The organism is Paenibacillus sp. MT86 (assembly GCF_058792535.1).
On sequence record NZ_CM179499.1, the window covers coordinates 2,433,603 to 2,449,295 of the forward strand.

Below are 15,693 nucleotides of genomic sequence, written 5' to 3' on the forward strand. Positions count from 1 at the left end.
AAAACTTTGTGCATTCTATAACCTGAAGAAAGGGGCTGTGATTCACCTTTGAAGTCATGGAAAATCTATTATCCGTTCGTTAAGCCGTATATGAAGTGGATCATTCTCACCCTCATCATCGGCATGATCAAATTCGCGATCCCGTTATTGCTGCCCATGATCATGAAATATGTCGTGGATGATCTGCTGATCAATCAGCAGATGAGCATCGAGCAGAAAATCCAGGATCTGATGTGGATTCTCGGGGGGACGCTGGTGCTGTTTGTCATCGTTCGCGGTCCGGTGGAATACCTGCGGCAGTATTTTGCGCAGTTCATTACGAGCCGTATTTTGTTTGATATGCGTAACCGGCTGTATGCGCATCTGCAGCGGTTGTCCCTCCGTTACTACCAGAATACCAAGGTCGGCGAGGCGATATCGCGTTTTATCAATGATGTGGAGCAATCGAAAAACCTGGTGGAAGTCGGCATGATGAACATCTGGCTGGATATGTTCACATTGCTGTTCGTATTAGTGGTCATGCTCTTCATGAACCCCGTTTTGACGCTGGTTGCCATCTCGATTCTGCCTCTCTACGGACTAGCGGTGAACTTACTCTATAAACGGCTTAAGCGCTTGACCAAAGACCGGTCGCAGGCTCTCGCGGGCATTCAGGCATACCTGCATGAGCGGATTCAAGGGATCTCGGTCATCCGAAGCTTTACCCTGGAGCGTTATGATCAGAAGAAATTCGAAGGCATCAACGGAAATTTCCTGAATAAAGCGATGGCCCAGACGCGCTGGAATGCGCTGACTTTCTCGGTGATTAACACGCTGACCGATATTGCGCCTATTCTGGTTATCGGGTACGGGGGCTACCGGGTGATCCAGGGAGATCTGACATTAGGTACGTTTGTTGCCTTCTTCGGTTATCTCGACAGATTGTATGCGCCCCTTCGCCGCCTGATAAACTCTTCAACGGTGCTGACGCAGGCCTCAGCGTCGCTGGAGCGGGTCAAGGAGCTAATGGACGAGCCGTATGACATCGTGGACCGTCCGAATGCCAAAACGCTTAAGACCGCGGGACAGATCGAATTCGACCGTGTCTCCTTCAAATACAATGACGCTGCGGGATGGGTGCTTCAAGATATTAACCTGACCATTCGGCAGGGACAGACGATTGCGTTCGTCGGCATGAGCGGCGGCGGCAAATCGTCCCTGATCGGACTGATTCCGAGATTCTACGATGTGCAGCAGGGCGCGGTGAAGATTAACGGCCACGATGTCAGGGATTTGACGCTGGACAGCCTGCGCGGATCGGTAGGCATGGTCCTGCAGGACAACTTCCTGTTTAGCGGCACCGTCCGAGAAAATATTCTGTTCGGCAATCCGGAGGCGGATGAAGCCGCGATCGTCGCCGCTGCCCAAGCCGCCAATGCCCATGACTTCATCACCCAGCTGCCGCAAGGCTATGACACGGAAGTAGGCGAACGCGGCGTCAAGCTGTCGGGAGGTCAGAAGCAAAGACTGGCGATCGCCCGCGTCTTTCTCAAGGATCCGGACATTCTGGTGCTGGATGAGGCGACTTCGGCGCTGGATTTGGAGTCCGAGCATCTGATCCAGCAGGCTCTGCAATCCCTATCGAGCAACCGCACCACATTGATCGTCGCCCATCGCCTTTCGACCATAACGCACGCCGATCAAATCGTTGTGCTGGAGAATGGAAGAATTACGGAGCAGGGTACGCACGGCGAGCTGATGACTCTGGATGGAAGCTATGCCAGACTGTACAACGTGCAGCATTTGGAGACTTAATTACACAAAAGACCCGTCCTTCTTAGGCATGGTATTCGGCCATGCTTCAGGGGACGGGTCTTTTGATTTTTTTACAGTCTTATTTCTCGATATGTTTGAACACCGTGTCATAGGTCGTCTGAATATAGTCCAGCGACTGACCGTGCAGCACGATATTGTTGACGAGCGTGATGAGCAGGAACAGCGCCATGATGCCGGTGAGGACTTGTTGAAGCCGGAGGCTCTTCGTCTTGGCAATGAACAGCGCAGCAAGCACGAACAGCGCAAACAGATAATGTCCTGCGTAGAGGTAGAGATCGTAAGCATATGTGGCCAAACCGAACCCCACGATGATGTGCAGCAGAATGGCGAACAGAATATAGATGGAAAATGCCCAGGTATCCCGGGAACGGATGCCCTTGATGAAGGACAGAACGGCTAGGAGCAGTACCCCGATCCCGACGATATGGACATGGATCGGATACGGTTTGGCCAGATCTGTCACGAACGCCGCGATTCCCGGATCGATCATGGCAAGCTCAGGCGACAGGATCGGGCTTACAAACAGCATGTAGAAGACCCGGGAATGATGCTCCCATGAAAAGGGCGAAACATAGCTGAGCGCACCATTCTGCACGCTTGAAAACACGTTCGCGATCCATGACTTACCGGAGAACAGCAAGTGCTGAAGCAGGGTGACGATCACCACCATTCCCAGAAAAATCAGCATAATGATGATAAACCTTTTGAACGTATCCATTCGGCGTCGATCGAACAGGCTGATCAGCAGCGCTCCGGCGAACGTTGCCACATTCGTGGACGTGATCCCGAAATTAATCAGGGCCAGGGAGGCATTCGGCATGACGGCATACCGGTCCTCCAACCGGCTGTAGTGCAAATAAGCGGCCGACAAAATGATCATGAATTGGGCATACGCGTATGAATCCGGAATGAATGCCGTGAACAGCGAATATGAGCTGATACCGAAGAAAGCCGCCGTTACGAAGGACAGCAGCCAGCCGGCTCCGCTTCGCCGAACGATGTAATAAACCAAAGCTGCACTAAAGGCGTTCAAGACGGATTGAATCAGAAGATAAGGGAGGTTGGAGCTCCCGATCATCGTTGTTAGCGGACTCGTCAGGAAATTAATGAACGGATGGATGATCGAAATATTTTCCGGTCCATATTCCATCGAAGGGTCGAAGTTAAATAGATTCAGCGTAAAGGGCGCACCGTAGAAGGGGCTGTGAGGCATCAATTCGGCTGCGTGATCCTTGATGTATGTCACGAAGGGAAGGTTCATGAATACATACCATAAGGCAAGGCAGACGCTTAGCCCGACCGCCGTGAAATTATCTTTTCTATTTCCAAATAAATAACTGAAAAAAGTCATGTTTTTCGTTCCACCAATCTATCCGTGATATGTATTGAGATTCGGCCTAGCGGCATTCGTTTACCAGATCAGCAGCAGCAATCCGGATATGATAAAGGCAACGCCGGCGATTTTTCGAATGCCGATGGTTTCCTTGAACACCAGTTTGGCAAACAGCAGCGCCCACAGGAACGTAAGGGCATTGGCCGGCATCACCAGCGTATACGGAAGTTTCCCCAGCAGGTAAATGTTTAACAAGGCTCCCAAACCGTAGCTAAGAAAACCGATCAGCAGCAGCTTGATTCGTTTACCCGCGGTATATCCTTTGAAGAATACGCTGCCCAGCGAGCCCAGCAAGGTCATTAGAAGCAGAAGCAAGTACAGCGGCACGTCACTTTTCATAGGAGGTTAATGTCACCCCGATTCCAAGCAGGGCCACGGCGGCCAGCTTTTTCAAGGTTAACGGCTCATCCAGAAAGAAATCCCCGTAAAACAAAGCCACGATATAGCTGATGCACATCAGGGGATAAGCAACGGACAGCTTCTCCAGGGAAAACGATTTGATCATGAGGATGGCTCCCAGGCCGTAACACACAAATCCGATTCCCATATACACCAAATGGGCGTGTCCCCATTTCCAGAACAGCTGGCCGGTCGCCGTCAAAAAAGCCGATAAGACCATAAACAGCTTGCCTAGGTGGCGCGGGGCACTCTGCGCTTTTACTTGTTCCATGTTAATCCCTCGCATCCATGGGCGGACTTTTGATTGATCAAATATTTGTGCTTAACAAGCCGAAACATCGGCAGGTCGGATAAGGAATCGGAGTACGCGCAGGAAGAGTCGTAATCAATGGCCAGCCGCTGCTCGCTTAAGTATTCCTGAATCCGGTTCACTTTCTCCTCCCCCTTGCAGTTGTTTCCTTCAATCATCGACGTGAAACGCCCATCCCGAACGGATAATTTCGTGGCAATGACCGCGTCGACGCAGGGCAGCTCCGCAAAATATCTCATGTAAGCGTCGGGGGACGCGGTTACGAGCAGGACATGATAGCCCTCGCTTTTTTTTAGCTGCATTTCCTTCAGCGCATCCGGGAAGATGGCAGGCTTCAATTCCGTTTCGTAAAAATGCTTCAGGTCGGCGTCATCCATATGGCGCATCGCATGAAAATAAGCGCTTTTTGCCTTTTCGGCTTCCAGGAGACGGAGCTTGTGGAGCACGGAATGCAGCACGACTTTCAGGATGACCGGTGTCGTGGCCGGGTGTTTTCGTATGCCGTACTTCAAAAATCGAAACATGGAGTCCGTATGGATGACCGTTTTGTCGATGTCAAAAATAGCGAATTTCTGATTCATAAAATTTCCCTCAATTGCCGTTTTTTTAATTACTCAAAATAGATCAATATTCCGATAACGCTGATGACATAGAGGATCACGGTGACCAGGATGTGCGAGTCCTCCAGGAGCACCCGGTCCGGGGCTCCGCCCTTTTTCTCGATATGAATCAGATAAAGATACCGAAACATCCCGTAGATGACGAGCGGAATGGTCCACATAAGATGAACGGTCCTGCCGGACGTAAAGGTAAAGAGCGAATAACTGATGATGGTTGCCGTTGTGACGATGCTGCTCATCTGGTCGAGCAGATCAAACGAGTATTGATCAAGCACCTTGCGGTGAGAGCCCTTGTCATGCTGCAGCAGATGAAGCTCATGCCGTCTCTTGCCGATCGCCAGGAAGAGCGATAGCAGCATGGTACATAAAAGGAACCAGGGCGTGAACGGGACGTGAATGACGAGCCCGCCTGCGATCGCGCGCAGCACAAACCCGGCCGCGATAATCATGATGTCGATGATGACAACATGTTTCAGCCGGAAGGAATAAGCTACGTTCATGGCAAAATAGAGCAGCAGTAATGCGGTAAACAGCGGATTGAGCAGATAAGAGACGGCCAGCGAAGCGATCAGCAGCAGTATGCCGAACACGACAGCCAGCTTAGGCGGGAGTGCTCCCGAGGCCATGGGCCGGTATTTCTTCACCGGATGGTTGCGATCCGCTTCGCGATCGGCATAATCGTTCACAATGTAGACGCAGCCCGAAACGAAGGACAGCAGGAAGAAGCCGATCAGGGTTTCAACAAGCGACCCCGGATTTACCGTTTCAAACGAGAAGAGGGGGGCTGCAAATATTAACAAATTTTTGGTCCATTGCTTCGGCCTTAGCTGCCTGAAGAGCAGCATGGGAAGCTGCTTTAACGGGGCAGCGGCCGATTCGGTATTCGTTAAAGACAATTGTGTTACCTCCTGATACATCCTAATTCTTAGGGGATTACGGGAAAAGACGTTAAAATACGATAGCTATCATACCATAAAATAGACTATATATGGTAACGGCCCGTCCGGCATGGTACTTAAATATAGAACAAATAAACCTCCCTTATGGTTCATGAAACCGGCAGGGAGGTTTTTGGCCTTTATCCTATTTACCTATATAAATAACAGTTGTTCCGTGAGACTTCACGATTTGCCGATAAGTAAGGACAGCAGGCCGGCGGCAATAAGCGGGCCGACGGGCACGCCGCGGAACAGGGCTACCCCGAGTACGGTGCCGACGAGCAGGCCGGCGACTACCGTAGGGTTGCTGCCCATCAGCGTGGCTCCGCGTCCGCCCAGATATGCGACAAGCATGCCGACGGCGATGGCCAGAAGCGACTTCCAATTCAGGAAGGATTCGCCGATCGTTTGGAGACTCATTTTGCCGCTCGCCAGCGGAGACATCACGCCGATGGTGAGAATTATGATGCCGAGGGTCAGCCCGTATTTCTCAAGCCATGGGAAGGCTTGCTGGAAGCCGGTGACGCGGATGAGCAGCAATGCCAGCATGGCTATGGTCACGGCGGAATTGCTGCTGATAATGCCCAGGCCCGCCATAGCCAGCAGAATGAGCGAGGTTACGTCCAATGGAGATCACTCCTTATGATTTAGATATCAGAAAGTATGAATTACCGATGAGCAAGCCTTCCTGATATCGCAATAAACATCAATTGCACGCGGGTTGTCTTCCCGGAATGTACGCTTTGGAAGACGTTGGTTACACCTTTGTGCCCAGATGCTCCGCGATCAATCGGCCGTGCAGCCTGCCGGTTTCAATGAACACCTCATTGGCATTGCGGCCGGACGCAATTACGCCGGCGACGTACAGTCCCGGAACATTGGTCTCCATCGTATCCGGATTATAGAGAGGTTTCTCCATATCTTCGTCGAGCTGAACGCCGGAAGAGGCGAGCAGTTTGCGATCAGGACGGAACCCGGTCAATGCCAATACAAAGTCGTTTTCGATGATCGATTCCTGTCCCTGATTCGAAAGCACCGTAATGGAGGACTCCGCGATTTGAACGACGCGGGAGTTCAGATGAAGCTGGATATGCCCTTTTTGAACCATGCTGTCGAACAGGGGCCGAACCCAAGGTTTGATGTTCTGCGAGACTTCCTCGCCCCGATAGACCATCGTAACCTCGGCCCCGACACGGATTAGCTCCATGGCCGCATCCACCGCGGAATTGCTGCCGCCGATGATCGCCGTTTTCATGCCGGCATAAGGATGGGCTTCCCGGAAATAATGGGTTACTTTCTCCAAGTCTTCACCAGGAATGCCAATATAATTCGGATGATCAAAATAACCCGTAGCAATGACTACGTGTTTGGCTTGTCGAAGGGCCTCTTCACCGCCGCGTCGCCGCGTCTTTACTTGAAAGCTGCCGTCAGGCTGCTTGGCAATGGTGAGGGCTTCTTCGTATGGGGAAATATTCAGGTTAAAATGTTTGGCGACCCGGCGATAATAGGCCAGCGCCTCGTGCCGGTACGGTTTGTCATTCGATATGGCGAACGGAACTTCTCCGATTTCAAGCATTTCAGCCGTACTGAAAAACTGCATATGGGTCGGATAGAGATAAATGGAATGGACTACGTTGTGTTTATCAATGATCTCGCAGCTGAGGCCCTGGCGGCCGCACTCAATGGCAGCTGCTAGACCGCATGGGCCTGCGCCGATAATTAAGACGTCGAGCATGATGAACCTCCTTATGTATTAACCTTACGCTATCTATCAGCATTATAATCCTACAGCAATTATCGCGATAAATCCAGAATGCAGGCGATCGCACTCCCGTCCGAGCGGGACTAAATGCAGAAAGAGATTGACAAACAATTGTAATTTAATTAATATCTAATTAGATAAACGTTAAATTAGAAATTCGTTAAATTGTTTGTCGAAAAGGAGGAGTCCAGCATGGAACAGACTGCCCGAGAAGCCTACAAAGCATCCGTTCTTCGCAGTTTTATTGCTAAGGACGGATCCTTGCGGTCCATCCCGGCACAGTATAAAAAGAAGCTTGTCATCATGGAATTTTTGGTGGAGCAGTTGGAGACGGGGAGGGAATATCCGGAAAAGGACATCAATGCGTTTATCAAGCGCTTTCACGAGGATTATGCGACGATTCGGCGAGAATTTATCAATCATCGATTTATGAGCCGGGATCAGGAAATCTATATTCTTAACCCGCGCGAGGAATGGACGCAGTGGGATGCGCTCTAAACGAAAGCAAAAAAGCTGCCTTCACTGATTGGGTCAGTGAAGGCAGCTTTTGCGAAGTGCTATATGAATGAATACGTATAAGTTCAATTAAAATCCGGCAGCGGCCTTTTTAACAAGCTCAAGACCGTTCTGAACGATCATTTCCGCTTCGTCAGGGAACTGGTTGTGACCTTCGATGATGAGGGTTTCGATATCCTGCACGCCCCATTGACGAAGATTGCCCATAACGAAGTTGACAGCCATCTCTGCTGCAGCCATAGGACCTTCGGAATAGTTGCCGCCGCGTGCATTCAGGATGACGACTTTTTTGCCGGTCACGAGACCTACCACGCCTTGCGGTGTATATTTAAACGTTTTGCCTGCTTGGTTCAGGTAATCGATATAGGTATGAAGAACGGCAGGGACGGTCATGTTCCACAATGGGAAAGCCAGCACGATTTTGTCTGCGGCAAGGAATTGGTCAAGATATTTGCTGACATTGGCAGCAGCCGCTTGCTCTTCAGGAGTAGCTTCCAAACCCTTGGCAGCTTTGAACATACCGTTGATGGCTGTTCCGTCGTAATATGGAAGATTCTCTGCGAACAGATCAAGCTCCGTGATTTGATCTTCCGGATGGCTTGCTTTGAAGGATTCCAGAAACTCATGGTACATTTTTACGCTGACCGATTGCTCGATCGCTCTGTTGTTAGCTTTGATGAATAGTACATTCGACATGTATGAAGACTCTCCTTGTTGTATAGTTTACTTTATAAATTATAGTATATTTCATTTCTATCGTTTGTCAACAATGCCTCAATGTACGATATCGATATTACCGGAGTAGGTTTCCACTTGGATGGTATCGGTTGTTTCCTTCAATGACTCCGGCGCCGATATCGATCCGGTGAGCGACTTAAGGTCATAGAAACCGCGGAATGAAGGGTCAGGCTGCACTTTCACGTTGCCCGATCTGCACAGGATATTCACCGACGAAACGCCGAGCAATCCTACGTTTACATTGCCGGAAGTGACCTCGATGTCCACGGGGCCTTCCATATCTTTCAATTCGACGTCTCCTGAATGATTGACGAGTTGAGCGGAGGCCTGAATGTCGGAGCCGCGAATACTGCCCGAAATGTTCTCTACGTTCAACTGGTCAGCTACGATTCCGTTCATGTTGATATTGCCTGACTTTACGGAAATGGCAATCGACTTGGACGAAGCTCCGCTTACCTGGATGTTATCGGATAACGTTGATAAATCGAGCTCCTCGAGTTTCGTGCTTGTAGGAAGGACAATGGTTATTTTCCCTTTCGGCGAATGAAAGTCCACGCTCATAAACTGAAACGAATCAGCCGTAGTCAGATCCAAATCGATTTCTTGACCTGCAGGCTTAAAAGCTTCAAGGATATCGACATGCTCCGGCTTTAATTTGCCGTCAAAAGCGATATACCCGTTATCATCGCCGCTGTCCTCAAAAACGAAATTGACATTCATATTGCTGGTGATTGTTAATTTCTTCAAATTCACGGCATCCTGCAGATCCCATCGGTTCTGGTAGCTGACCAGTTCTTCCCCGAATTTAAACTTGTTCGCAGCCATGCCGATGATTCCTACCAATATAAGTGCGATTGCTAAGCTGAACAACCATTTTCTGTTCACTGTGCGTCACGACCTTTCAACAAACGTGTATTCCATCTGGAGTACCTCAAGGTTAACGATAACAATCCAACCATGGCCGGGCGTGTGGCATATCCGAGGAAGATGCCGATTCCGATCAAGGAGATCGATAAGAATAATTTAGCCGGATAAAACGTTCCATTCAGGATGTAATCGAGCAGAACGAGCACCGGGCTCAGCAAGGTTGCCAGGGCTCCCAGAGCGATGGCGACGCCACCGGACCATAATGCCGCAAGGAACGGGACGGTCACTAATGCACAGAAGAACAAACCGGTTCCCACCGCATATTTGCCTATGGCAAACGGTCTTCTGACCGCCGAGGGAGCAGGCATTTCCATATCCACGTACCGGTCGCCTAAAGCTTCCTTCGCCATCTCAAAAGGGTCTCCCAACTCCCGGGCAATCTCCTCTTCGGAACGCCCATTCTGCATGCCGATGACAAAATGGGACTCTACATCCTGAATGAATTCCCGGCGTTCCCCCGGAGGAAGCGCGGCAAGGCGAGATTCCAAAATCGAAATAAACTGTTTTTTAGTCATACAAATTCCCTTCCTCTATCAAATTGGTCACGTTGCTTACAAATGCTTGCCATTCCTTCACCATAGATCGCATATAAATCACTCCGCTGTCCGTCAGCTTATAATATTTACGGGGGGGTCCCTCGCTCGATTCCTGGAGGTAGGTGGTGCAGTAGCCTTCATTAACAAGCCTGCGAAGGAGAGGGTACAGGGCGCCTTCGGCTACCTCGATATGCCGGGAGACGGCTTGAGCCAGCTCGTAGCCATATTGGTCCTTGCGATGGATCAGCACAAGCACGCAGAGTTCAAGAACGCCTTTTTTGAATTGAATACTGACATTCATACGGCGATACCTCCTTTCGTAAGTTCATGTTCATGCTGTTATCACGAGGTAGTAATTAATATTCAGTAGTGATCTACAATAAGATATCACTTAGTACTGAATAATGCAAGGTACTGATCATAAAATGGGTTAGCATCAAAAAACGTCGAACCGTGAGAAGCTTTGTATAAGGGCGGAAGCCTCGTTTAATCTTGAAAAGGCACGGTTAATAGAAGTTATCAGAACATAGGGTCGTTTTTCCAAGACAAGAATGGAGGGATGAACAGTATGTCCATCGATCGGTTTATATTAAAAAAGCTGAGTAATTGCCAGGAGATCACAACGCGGAGAAATCTCGTTAAATTGTTCCAGATCCGAATTCAGCGGGCGCAGATAGCAGAGGATCGTTATTACGGGTTATAATGGAGACAAACAAAAAAAGGGCTACCCCTCTTTTATTAAAAGAGAGATAGCGCAAGAGAGTCGTTTTCGCTTTTGCTGTGTAGAATTGCCTCGGATCCCTCGATTTCAATGCTGATGAGGGAGTTGAGGCATTTTTGCAGCGCCTTTTTGCCGGTTTGGATTTTATGGTCAAGCGCGCTGGTTAGCAGTTTCAATACCTTTTGAACCGGCTGCTTGCTATCCGTAGTAAAATAAACGGGAACCGGCTTGTTTTGGAACATGATCAGTGTTTTCATATCAATCACCTCACGAAAGTTTTTTCATGATATTTGCATTATAAATTGCCAATCTTAAAATAACCTTAAATTCATAGAATTAATCAGCATCATTTTTATGAGCGTGACATTTTTGTGAACGACGGGATTTTACCGTCGAAAAACCCGGATTTCCCCTATAATGAATACACAAATAGTTCCTCGGAACCAACAAATCCGCATCGAAAATAGGAAATAGGAAATATGACACAAATTGACAGAACAGACCCTGGAATGATATAGTTACAATAATGTAACTATTTTTTGCAACTATTGAAATAGGTGATTGGGCTTTCAATATGGAATAAACATAGGATTACCATTTTGAGGAAGGCAGGTTGACCAGATGATACTCACCGTGATCAGCGGTCGAAACGAAGATGATTGGTTTGATATCGACGTACCCGATGAATGCTCCATTGAACGGTTGAACGAGCTGCTGGGATTACGTCTTTTTCGCGAACCCTCGAGTGAAGGGATTCAATATATATTAGAAGCGAAATTCCCGGAAGGCTTGTGGTTTACGGTAGGCGGCCACTCTAACCTGGTTGAAGCGGGATTGAGGGAAGGCTCCTACGTTCGGTTGCAGCGCGCATTCTCGACAACCACCGATGAAGCTCCTGTCTATGGCAGAAGATCGTTGTTTCAAGAGAGTTGAAAATGGGTAAGTAACCCATTGGTTTTAACTGAAACAGCCAAATACATAATTGTACATTTCAGATGCTTTGGATTAGGAGGAAGTGACATATGAACGTGTTGTACCAACGTTCGCCGCGCATTAGACCGGCTTTACCGAATGAAGACTTGGAAATTCTGAGACCACCGTCCGAGCCAAGCAAGCCGTCGTTTTCCATGATTGCCATCATTATCCCGATTATTATGACGGCGGCGACGATCGGTTTCTATGTCTATATGAACGTAAGCGGTAAGATGGGGAATCCCAATTACATGATGTTCCAGATGCTCTCCATCTTTATGATGCTGACATCCTACACGCTGCCGTTCTTCATGTATTTAAGCAACAAGAAGACCTATCAGAAGAACCTGGCCGAACGGAATCAGAAGTACCGGGCTCAGCTTGACGTGCATCGGGAAGAACTGAAGGAGCGGCAGGAGGATCAGGTCCATATTCTGTTTGACATCCATGGGGATCCGGACGTCTGTTACAACGTTGTGAAGAACCGGAGCAGCAGTTTATGGGAACGTTCCCCGGAAGATAAGGATTTTCTGGAGATTTGCGTGGGCAAGGGGGAAGTGCCGTTTCACATTAACGTGAAGCCTCCCCGTGCGGACGGGTATGATAAGGACCCGTTAATCGAAGCGGCCGAATTGCTGTCATCCGAGTTCCAGACGGTCGACGATGCCTCGATTGCACTGCCGTTATTCGAATCCAAGGTCATCGGGATCGTCGGCGGAAGAGAACGCGTATTAAACATGCTTCGCGTCATGATGGCCCAAACCGCCGTCAGGCACTCGCCTGACGAAGTGAAAATCGCCGCCTTCTACGAGGAGAGGGAAGCGAATGAATGGCAGTGGCTGCGCTGGCTGCCCCATACCTGGGATGATGACCGTTCCAGCCGCTATCTTGCAGATCGACGGAGCAATGCGCATCAGCTTGCTGATGAAATATTTACCCATTTATACCGGCGTAAAAACAATCGCTCCGAACATGGAAAAAAATCGATTGAGACGCCGGCTTACGTTGTGATCCTATCCGCAGCCCAATTGATTGAGGAAGAACCTCTGCTGCCTCTGTTGATGGAAGATGCCGATGCGGCTGACGCCGTCACCATCATTCTATCCGACCGGAAAGAAAGCTTGCCGATGCACTGCCAGCTTATCGTCGAAGTCGATCGGGAGCAGGCGGCGTACACGATCAAGAAACCGGACGGCACCGTTTCCAAGCAATCCTTCCAATCCCATCACATCAGCAGGGAACAGATCGAAGCATTGGCCCGGTATATGGCGCCGATTCGGCTGAAGCGGTCTTCTGCATCCGATATTCCTAGCGTTTTGGCACTATTCGAGATGATGGATATTCAGAAAATCGACGATTTGGATGTATATAAACGCTGGCAGCAGAACCGATATCCGGATTCATTGCCCGTTCCCATGGGTGTGCGAGCGGGCGGAAAGAAGATTAATTTGAATCTTCATGATAAAATAGAGCGCCAAGGTCATGGACCGCATGGCCTGATCGCTGGAACGACCGGTTCCGGGAAAAGCGAGGTTATCCAATCCATCGTTGCTTCCCTGGCATCGGAGTTTCACCCTCATGATCTGGCATTCATGCTAATCGACTATAAGGGCGGCGGCATGTCCAATACGTTTGTGAACCTTCCGCACGTCGTGGGCACCATAACGAATTTGGACAACAATCTGATCGAGCGGGCGAAGGTGTCGCTCAAAGCCGAGTTGGTCCGCCGCCAGAAAATATTGAACGATGCGGGAAATCTGCAGCACATTGACGAGTATTACAAGCTGCTGCGCAATCGCCATGGCGAGCCGCTCCCGCATCTCGTCATTATCATTGATGAATTTGCACAGCTGAAGAAAGACCAGCCTGAATTTATGGATGAACTGATCAGCATCGCCGCAATCGGGCGAACGCTGGGTGTCCATCTGATCTTGGCGACGCAGAAGCCGGCCGGCGTCGTGGACGATAAAATTTGGAGTAATTCTCGCTTCCGCATCTGTCTTCGGGTACAAAGCGAGGGCGACAGCCGCGACATGCTGAAGATTCCGAATGCAGCCTGGATCAACAAGCCCGGACGAGGCTACTTCCAGGTGGGCAGCGATGAAGTGTTTGAAGAAATGCAGTTTGCTTGGAGCGGCGCTCCTTACGTTGAAGAGAAGGATACGCCAGGCGCCGTCTCGATCCGAGAGGTCCGGATCAACGGGAAGACGGAACCGCTGCTTGCGTCGACTCCATCCCTGGGAGCGCATCTGGAAGTGCCCAAACAGCTGCAGGTGTTTATCGACCATGTAGCGGAAGTGGCCGAAGCGCAAGGGATCGAACGGCTGCAGGGGCCTTGGCTTCCGCCGCTTCCGGAGAGCCTGGACTTGGAGACAGTACAATCCAGCATTGAACAGCCGGCTGCGTTCGGCGATTCGGCACTCGTGTCCTATGTCGGAATGGTTGACGATTTGCCAAACCAATGCCAGAAGCCGCTGGTGCTCAATCTGGAGCAAGGCCACTGGGCCGTATACGGGATGCCAGGACTCGGAAAGACGACCTTTATTCAAACGATGCTCATGTCGTTGGCAAGTCGATATACCCCGGACTTTTGGCATGGATACATCGTGGATATGGGCCGAATGATGCGGGACTTTGCAGGACTGCCGCATATCGGGGGAGTCATGACGGCAGAGGAAGATGACCGGATCAAGCGCCTGTTCCGTTTTCTTGCGAAAACGGCCGCTGTACGCAAAGACATGATCGCCGAGGCAGGCGTGAAGACCGTTGCGTCCTACCGCCGTGGCAGCACGGAGACGGTTCCACAGCTGGTCGTGGTTATCGACGGTTATCTGAACTTTAGGAATTCCTATCCGGACGAGAATGATATGCTGGAATACCTGCTGCGGGAAGGCGGCAGTCTGGGCATCACGTTTATCATCACGGCGAACCGGATTTCGGATATGTTCGAGAAGGTGCGGAGCAATATCTCGCAAGCGGTATCGTACGAGCTTGCCGATCCGGCCGACTATTATTACGCGGTGGGTCGTCCCACGAGAGCCCCGAGCCAGCTTCCGCCAGGAAGAGGGCTGGTCAAAGGCCAGGTGCCTCCGCTTGAATTCCAGACGGCACTTCCGGCTTCCGGCCAGGAGGAGGGGGACCGTTCGGCAGCCCTTCGCGACAGGATTCGGGTACACCATGAATCATGGCATGGCGAGGAAGCCCCGCGGATCGAATCGCTGCCGGACAAGATTCCGCTCCATCAGCTGCTTAAGGTGCAAAAGCCTTATGAAGCGGCCGCAACGGTGAAGTATCAGGTGCCCGTCGGGGTGGCTACGGATGATCTGACTCCTTTTGCGATCAATCTGGAGGATGGGCCGCATTTTATCGTGGCCAGTCCAATGGAAGGCGGCAAGACGTCATTCCTTCTTAGCTGGATGCTATCGCTCGCATATCATACTTCTCCGGATGAACTGGAGATCTATACGGTGGATACGCGCTATGGAAGCAGCGGCCTGAGCCGGATGAACCATCTCCCGCATGTCCGCGGCCACGCGGAGAATGAGGAAGATCTGGGGCCGCTTATTACGAGCCTTTATGAGCGGGTACAGACCCGGTCGAAGGAGAGCGAGGACCCGGCCATCCTGCTCATGATTGATGACGCCGACGTTCTCAGCAAGCAGCTTTCGGATTTCACCTTGAAGGACCAGCTGTCGGCCATCGTCAGACAGGGAAGGGACCGCAGGGTTCATGTCGTCATTGCCGGCGTGCCGGCGGATTTCCCGACGTATGGCGTCGACTGGTTTACCGATATCAAAGCTGCTCAAAACGGATTTTTATTCGGAACCTTGGATTCCAACGATTTATCGTTCTTCCGGATTCCTTTTTCCGAATCTTCTAATAGTCCTGGAGGACTAAAAATACTTCCGCCGGGACAGGGGTACTACGTAAAACGTAAATTTTCCAGAATAAAAGGCGCAGTTCCGTTCGATGAGGAATGGAACGCCCAAAGATGGGTCACAGAAATTCGCGACCGATGGCATGTTGTAGTTTGAGGGGAGGTGGCT

The 15,693-nt window shown here is 50.3% G+C and carries 16 protein-coding genes; 4 read left to right on the forward strand and 12 right to left on the reverse strand.

Annotated elements, in window-relative coordinates; all coding sequences use genetic code 11:
* Positions 1–48: 48 nt before the first annotated feature.
* Positions 49–1,794, forward strand: a complete 1,746-nt coding sequence (locus AC3RCL_RS10655; protein WP_492535343.1) for an ABC transporter ATP-binding protein — start codon at positions 49–51, stop codon at positions 1,792–1,794.
* 79 nt (positions 1,795–1,873) lie between these two features.
* Here the strand turns inward: AC3RCL_RS10655 and AC3RCL_RS10660 are convergent, their stop codons facing one another.
* From AC3RCL_RS10660 to AC3RCL_RS10690, 7 genes are all read right to left on the reverse strand, one after another.
* Positions 1,874–3,166: a DUF6080 domain-containing protein gene (locus tag AC3RCL_RS10660; RefSeq protein ID WP_492535344.1), complete on the reverse strand. Its 1,293-nt coding sequence runs from the start codon at positions 3,164–3,166 to the stop codon at positions 1,874–1,876.
* 60 nt (positions 3,167–3,226) lie between these two features.
* Complete coding sequence (locus tag AC3RCL_RS10665) at positions 3,227–3,547, reverse strand: EamA family transporter (protein WP_096774462.1); 321 nt, start codon at positions 3,545–3,547, stop codon at positions 3,227–3,229.
* Positions 3,537–3,878 (reverse strand): EamA family transporter, encoded by a 342-nt coding sequence (locus AC3RCL_RS10670; RefSeq protein ID WP_375120285.1) that lies wholly within the window; start codon positions 3,876–3,878, stop codon positions 3,537–3,539. The genes AC3RCL_RS10665 and AC3RCL_RS10670 overlap by 11 nt, the downstream gene beginning before the upstream one ends.
* Positions 3,866–4,498, reverse strand: a complete 633-nt coding sequence (locus AC3RCL_RS10675) for an HAD family hydrolase (RefSeq protein WP_492535345.1) — start codon at positions 4,496–4,498, stop codon at positions 3,866–3,868. The genes AC3RCL_RS10670 and AC3RCL_RS10675 overlap by 13 nt, the downstream gene beginning before the upstream one ends.
* 29 nt (positions 4,499–4,527) lie before the next feature.
* Positions 4,528–5,382 carry a decaprenyl-phosphate phosphoribosyltransferase gene (locus AC3RCL_RS10680; RefSeq protein ID WP_249732810.1) on the reverse strand — a complete coding sequence of 285 codons (855 nt, stop codon included), beginning with the start codon at positions 5,380–5,382 and terminating at the stop codon, positions 4,528–4,530.
* A gap of 276 nt (positions 5,383–5,658) precedes the next feature.
* Positions 5,659–6,102 carry a DUF441 domain-containing protein gene (locus AC3RCL_RS10685; RefSeq protein WP_015736251.1) on the reverse strand — a complete coding sequence of 148 codons (444 nt, stop codon included), beginning with the start codon at positions 6,100–6,102 and terminating at the stop codon, positions 5,659–5,661.
* A 130-nt stretch (positions 6,103–6,232) separates the two neighbouring features.
* Positions 6,233–7,210: a YpdA family putative bacillithiol disulfide reductase gene (locus tag AC3RCL_RS10690; RefSeq protein WP_492535346.1), complete on the reverse strand. Its 978-nt coding sequence runs from the start codon at positions 7,208–7,210 to the stop codon at positions 6,233–6,235.
* Between the two features lie 219 nt (positions 7,211–7,429).
* Here AC3RCL_RS10690 and AC3RCL_RS10695 point away from each other — a divergent pair, with 219 nt between their 5' ends.
* Positions 7,430–7,735: a DUF2087 domain-containing protein gene (locus AC3RCL_RS10695; RefSeq protein ID WP_492535347.1), complete on the forward strand. Its 306-nt coding sequence runs from the start codon at positions 7,430–7,432 to the stop codon at positions 7,733–7,735.
* A gap of 87 nt (positions 7,736–7,822) precedes the next feature.
* Here the strand turns inward: AC3RCL_RS10695 and AC3RCL_RS10700 are convergent, their stop codons facing one another.
* From AC3RCL_RS10700 to AC3RCL_RS10720, 5 genes are all read right to left on the reverse strand, one after another.
* Positions 7,823–8,449: an FMN-dependent NADH-azoreductase gene (locus tag AC3RCL_RS10700; RefSeq protein WP_009590690.1), complete on the reverse strand. Its 627-nt coding sequence runs from the start codon at positions 8,447–8,449 to the stop codon at positions 7,823–7,825.
* A gap of 78 nt (positions 8,450–8,527) precedes the next feature.
* On the reverse strand, positions 8,528–9,376 hold the full coding sequence (locus AC3RCL_RS10705; protein ID WP_492535348.1) for a DUF4097 family beta strand repeat-containing protein: 849 nt from the start codon (positions 9,374–9,376) through the stop codon (positions 8,528–8,530).
* A complete protein-coding gene (locus tag AC3RCL_RS10710) occupies positions 9,373–9,933 on the reverse strand; it encodes a DUF1700 domain-containing protein (protein ID WP_492535349.1) in 561 nt (186 codons plus the stop codon). Before AC3RCL_RS10710 ends, AC3RCL_RS10705 begins: the two co-directional genes overlap by 4 nt.
* Complete coding sequence (locus AC3RCL_RS10715) at positions 9,926–10,255, reverse strand: PadR family transcriptional regulator (protein ID WP_009590638.1); 330 nt, start codon at positions 10,253–10,255, stop codon at positions 9,926–9,928. Before AC3RCL_RS10715 ends, AC3RCL_RS10710 begins: the two co-directional genes overlap by 8 nt.
* Before the next feature lie 437 nt (positions 10,256–10,692).
* Positions 10,693–10,932, reverse strand: coding sequence for a hypothetical protein (locus AC3RCL_RS10720; RefSeq protein WP_006211206.1), 240 nt, complete (start codon positions 10,930–10,932; stop codon positions 10,693–10,695).
* 364 nt (positions 10,933–11,296) lie between these two features.
* On the opposite strand from AC3RCL_RS10720, the gene AC3RCL_RS10725 reads away from it, so the two are divergent.
* A complete protein-coding gene (locus tag AC3RCL_RS10725) occupies positions 11,297–11,608 on the forward strand; it encodes a hypothetical protein (RefSeq protein ID WP_009590697.1) in 312 nt (103 codons plus the stop codon).
* Positions 11,609–11,697: 89 nt separating this feature from the next.
* The gene (gene essC / locus AC3RCL_RS10730; protein ID WP_492535350.1) at positions 11,698–15,681 is read left to right on the forward strand and encodes a type VII secretion protein EssC; all 3,984 of its coding nucleotides are present in this window, start codon (positions 11,698–11,700) and stop codon (positions 15,679–15,681) included.
* The last annotated feature ends 12 nt before the right edge of the window (positions 15,682–15,693 follow it).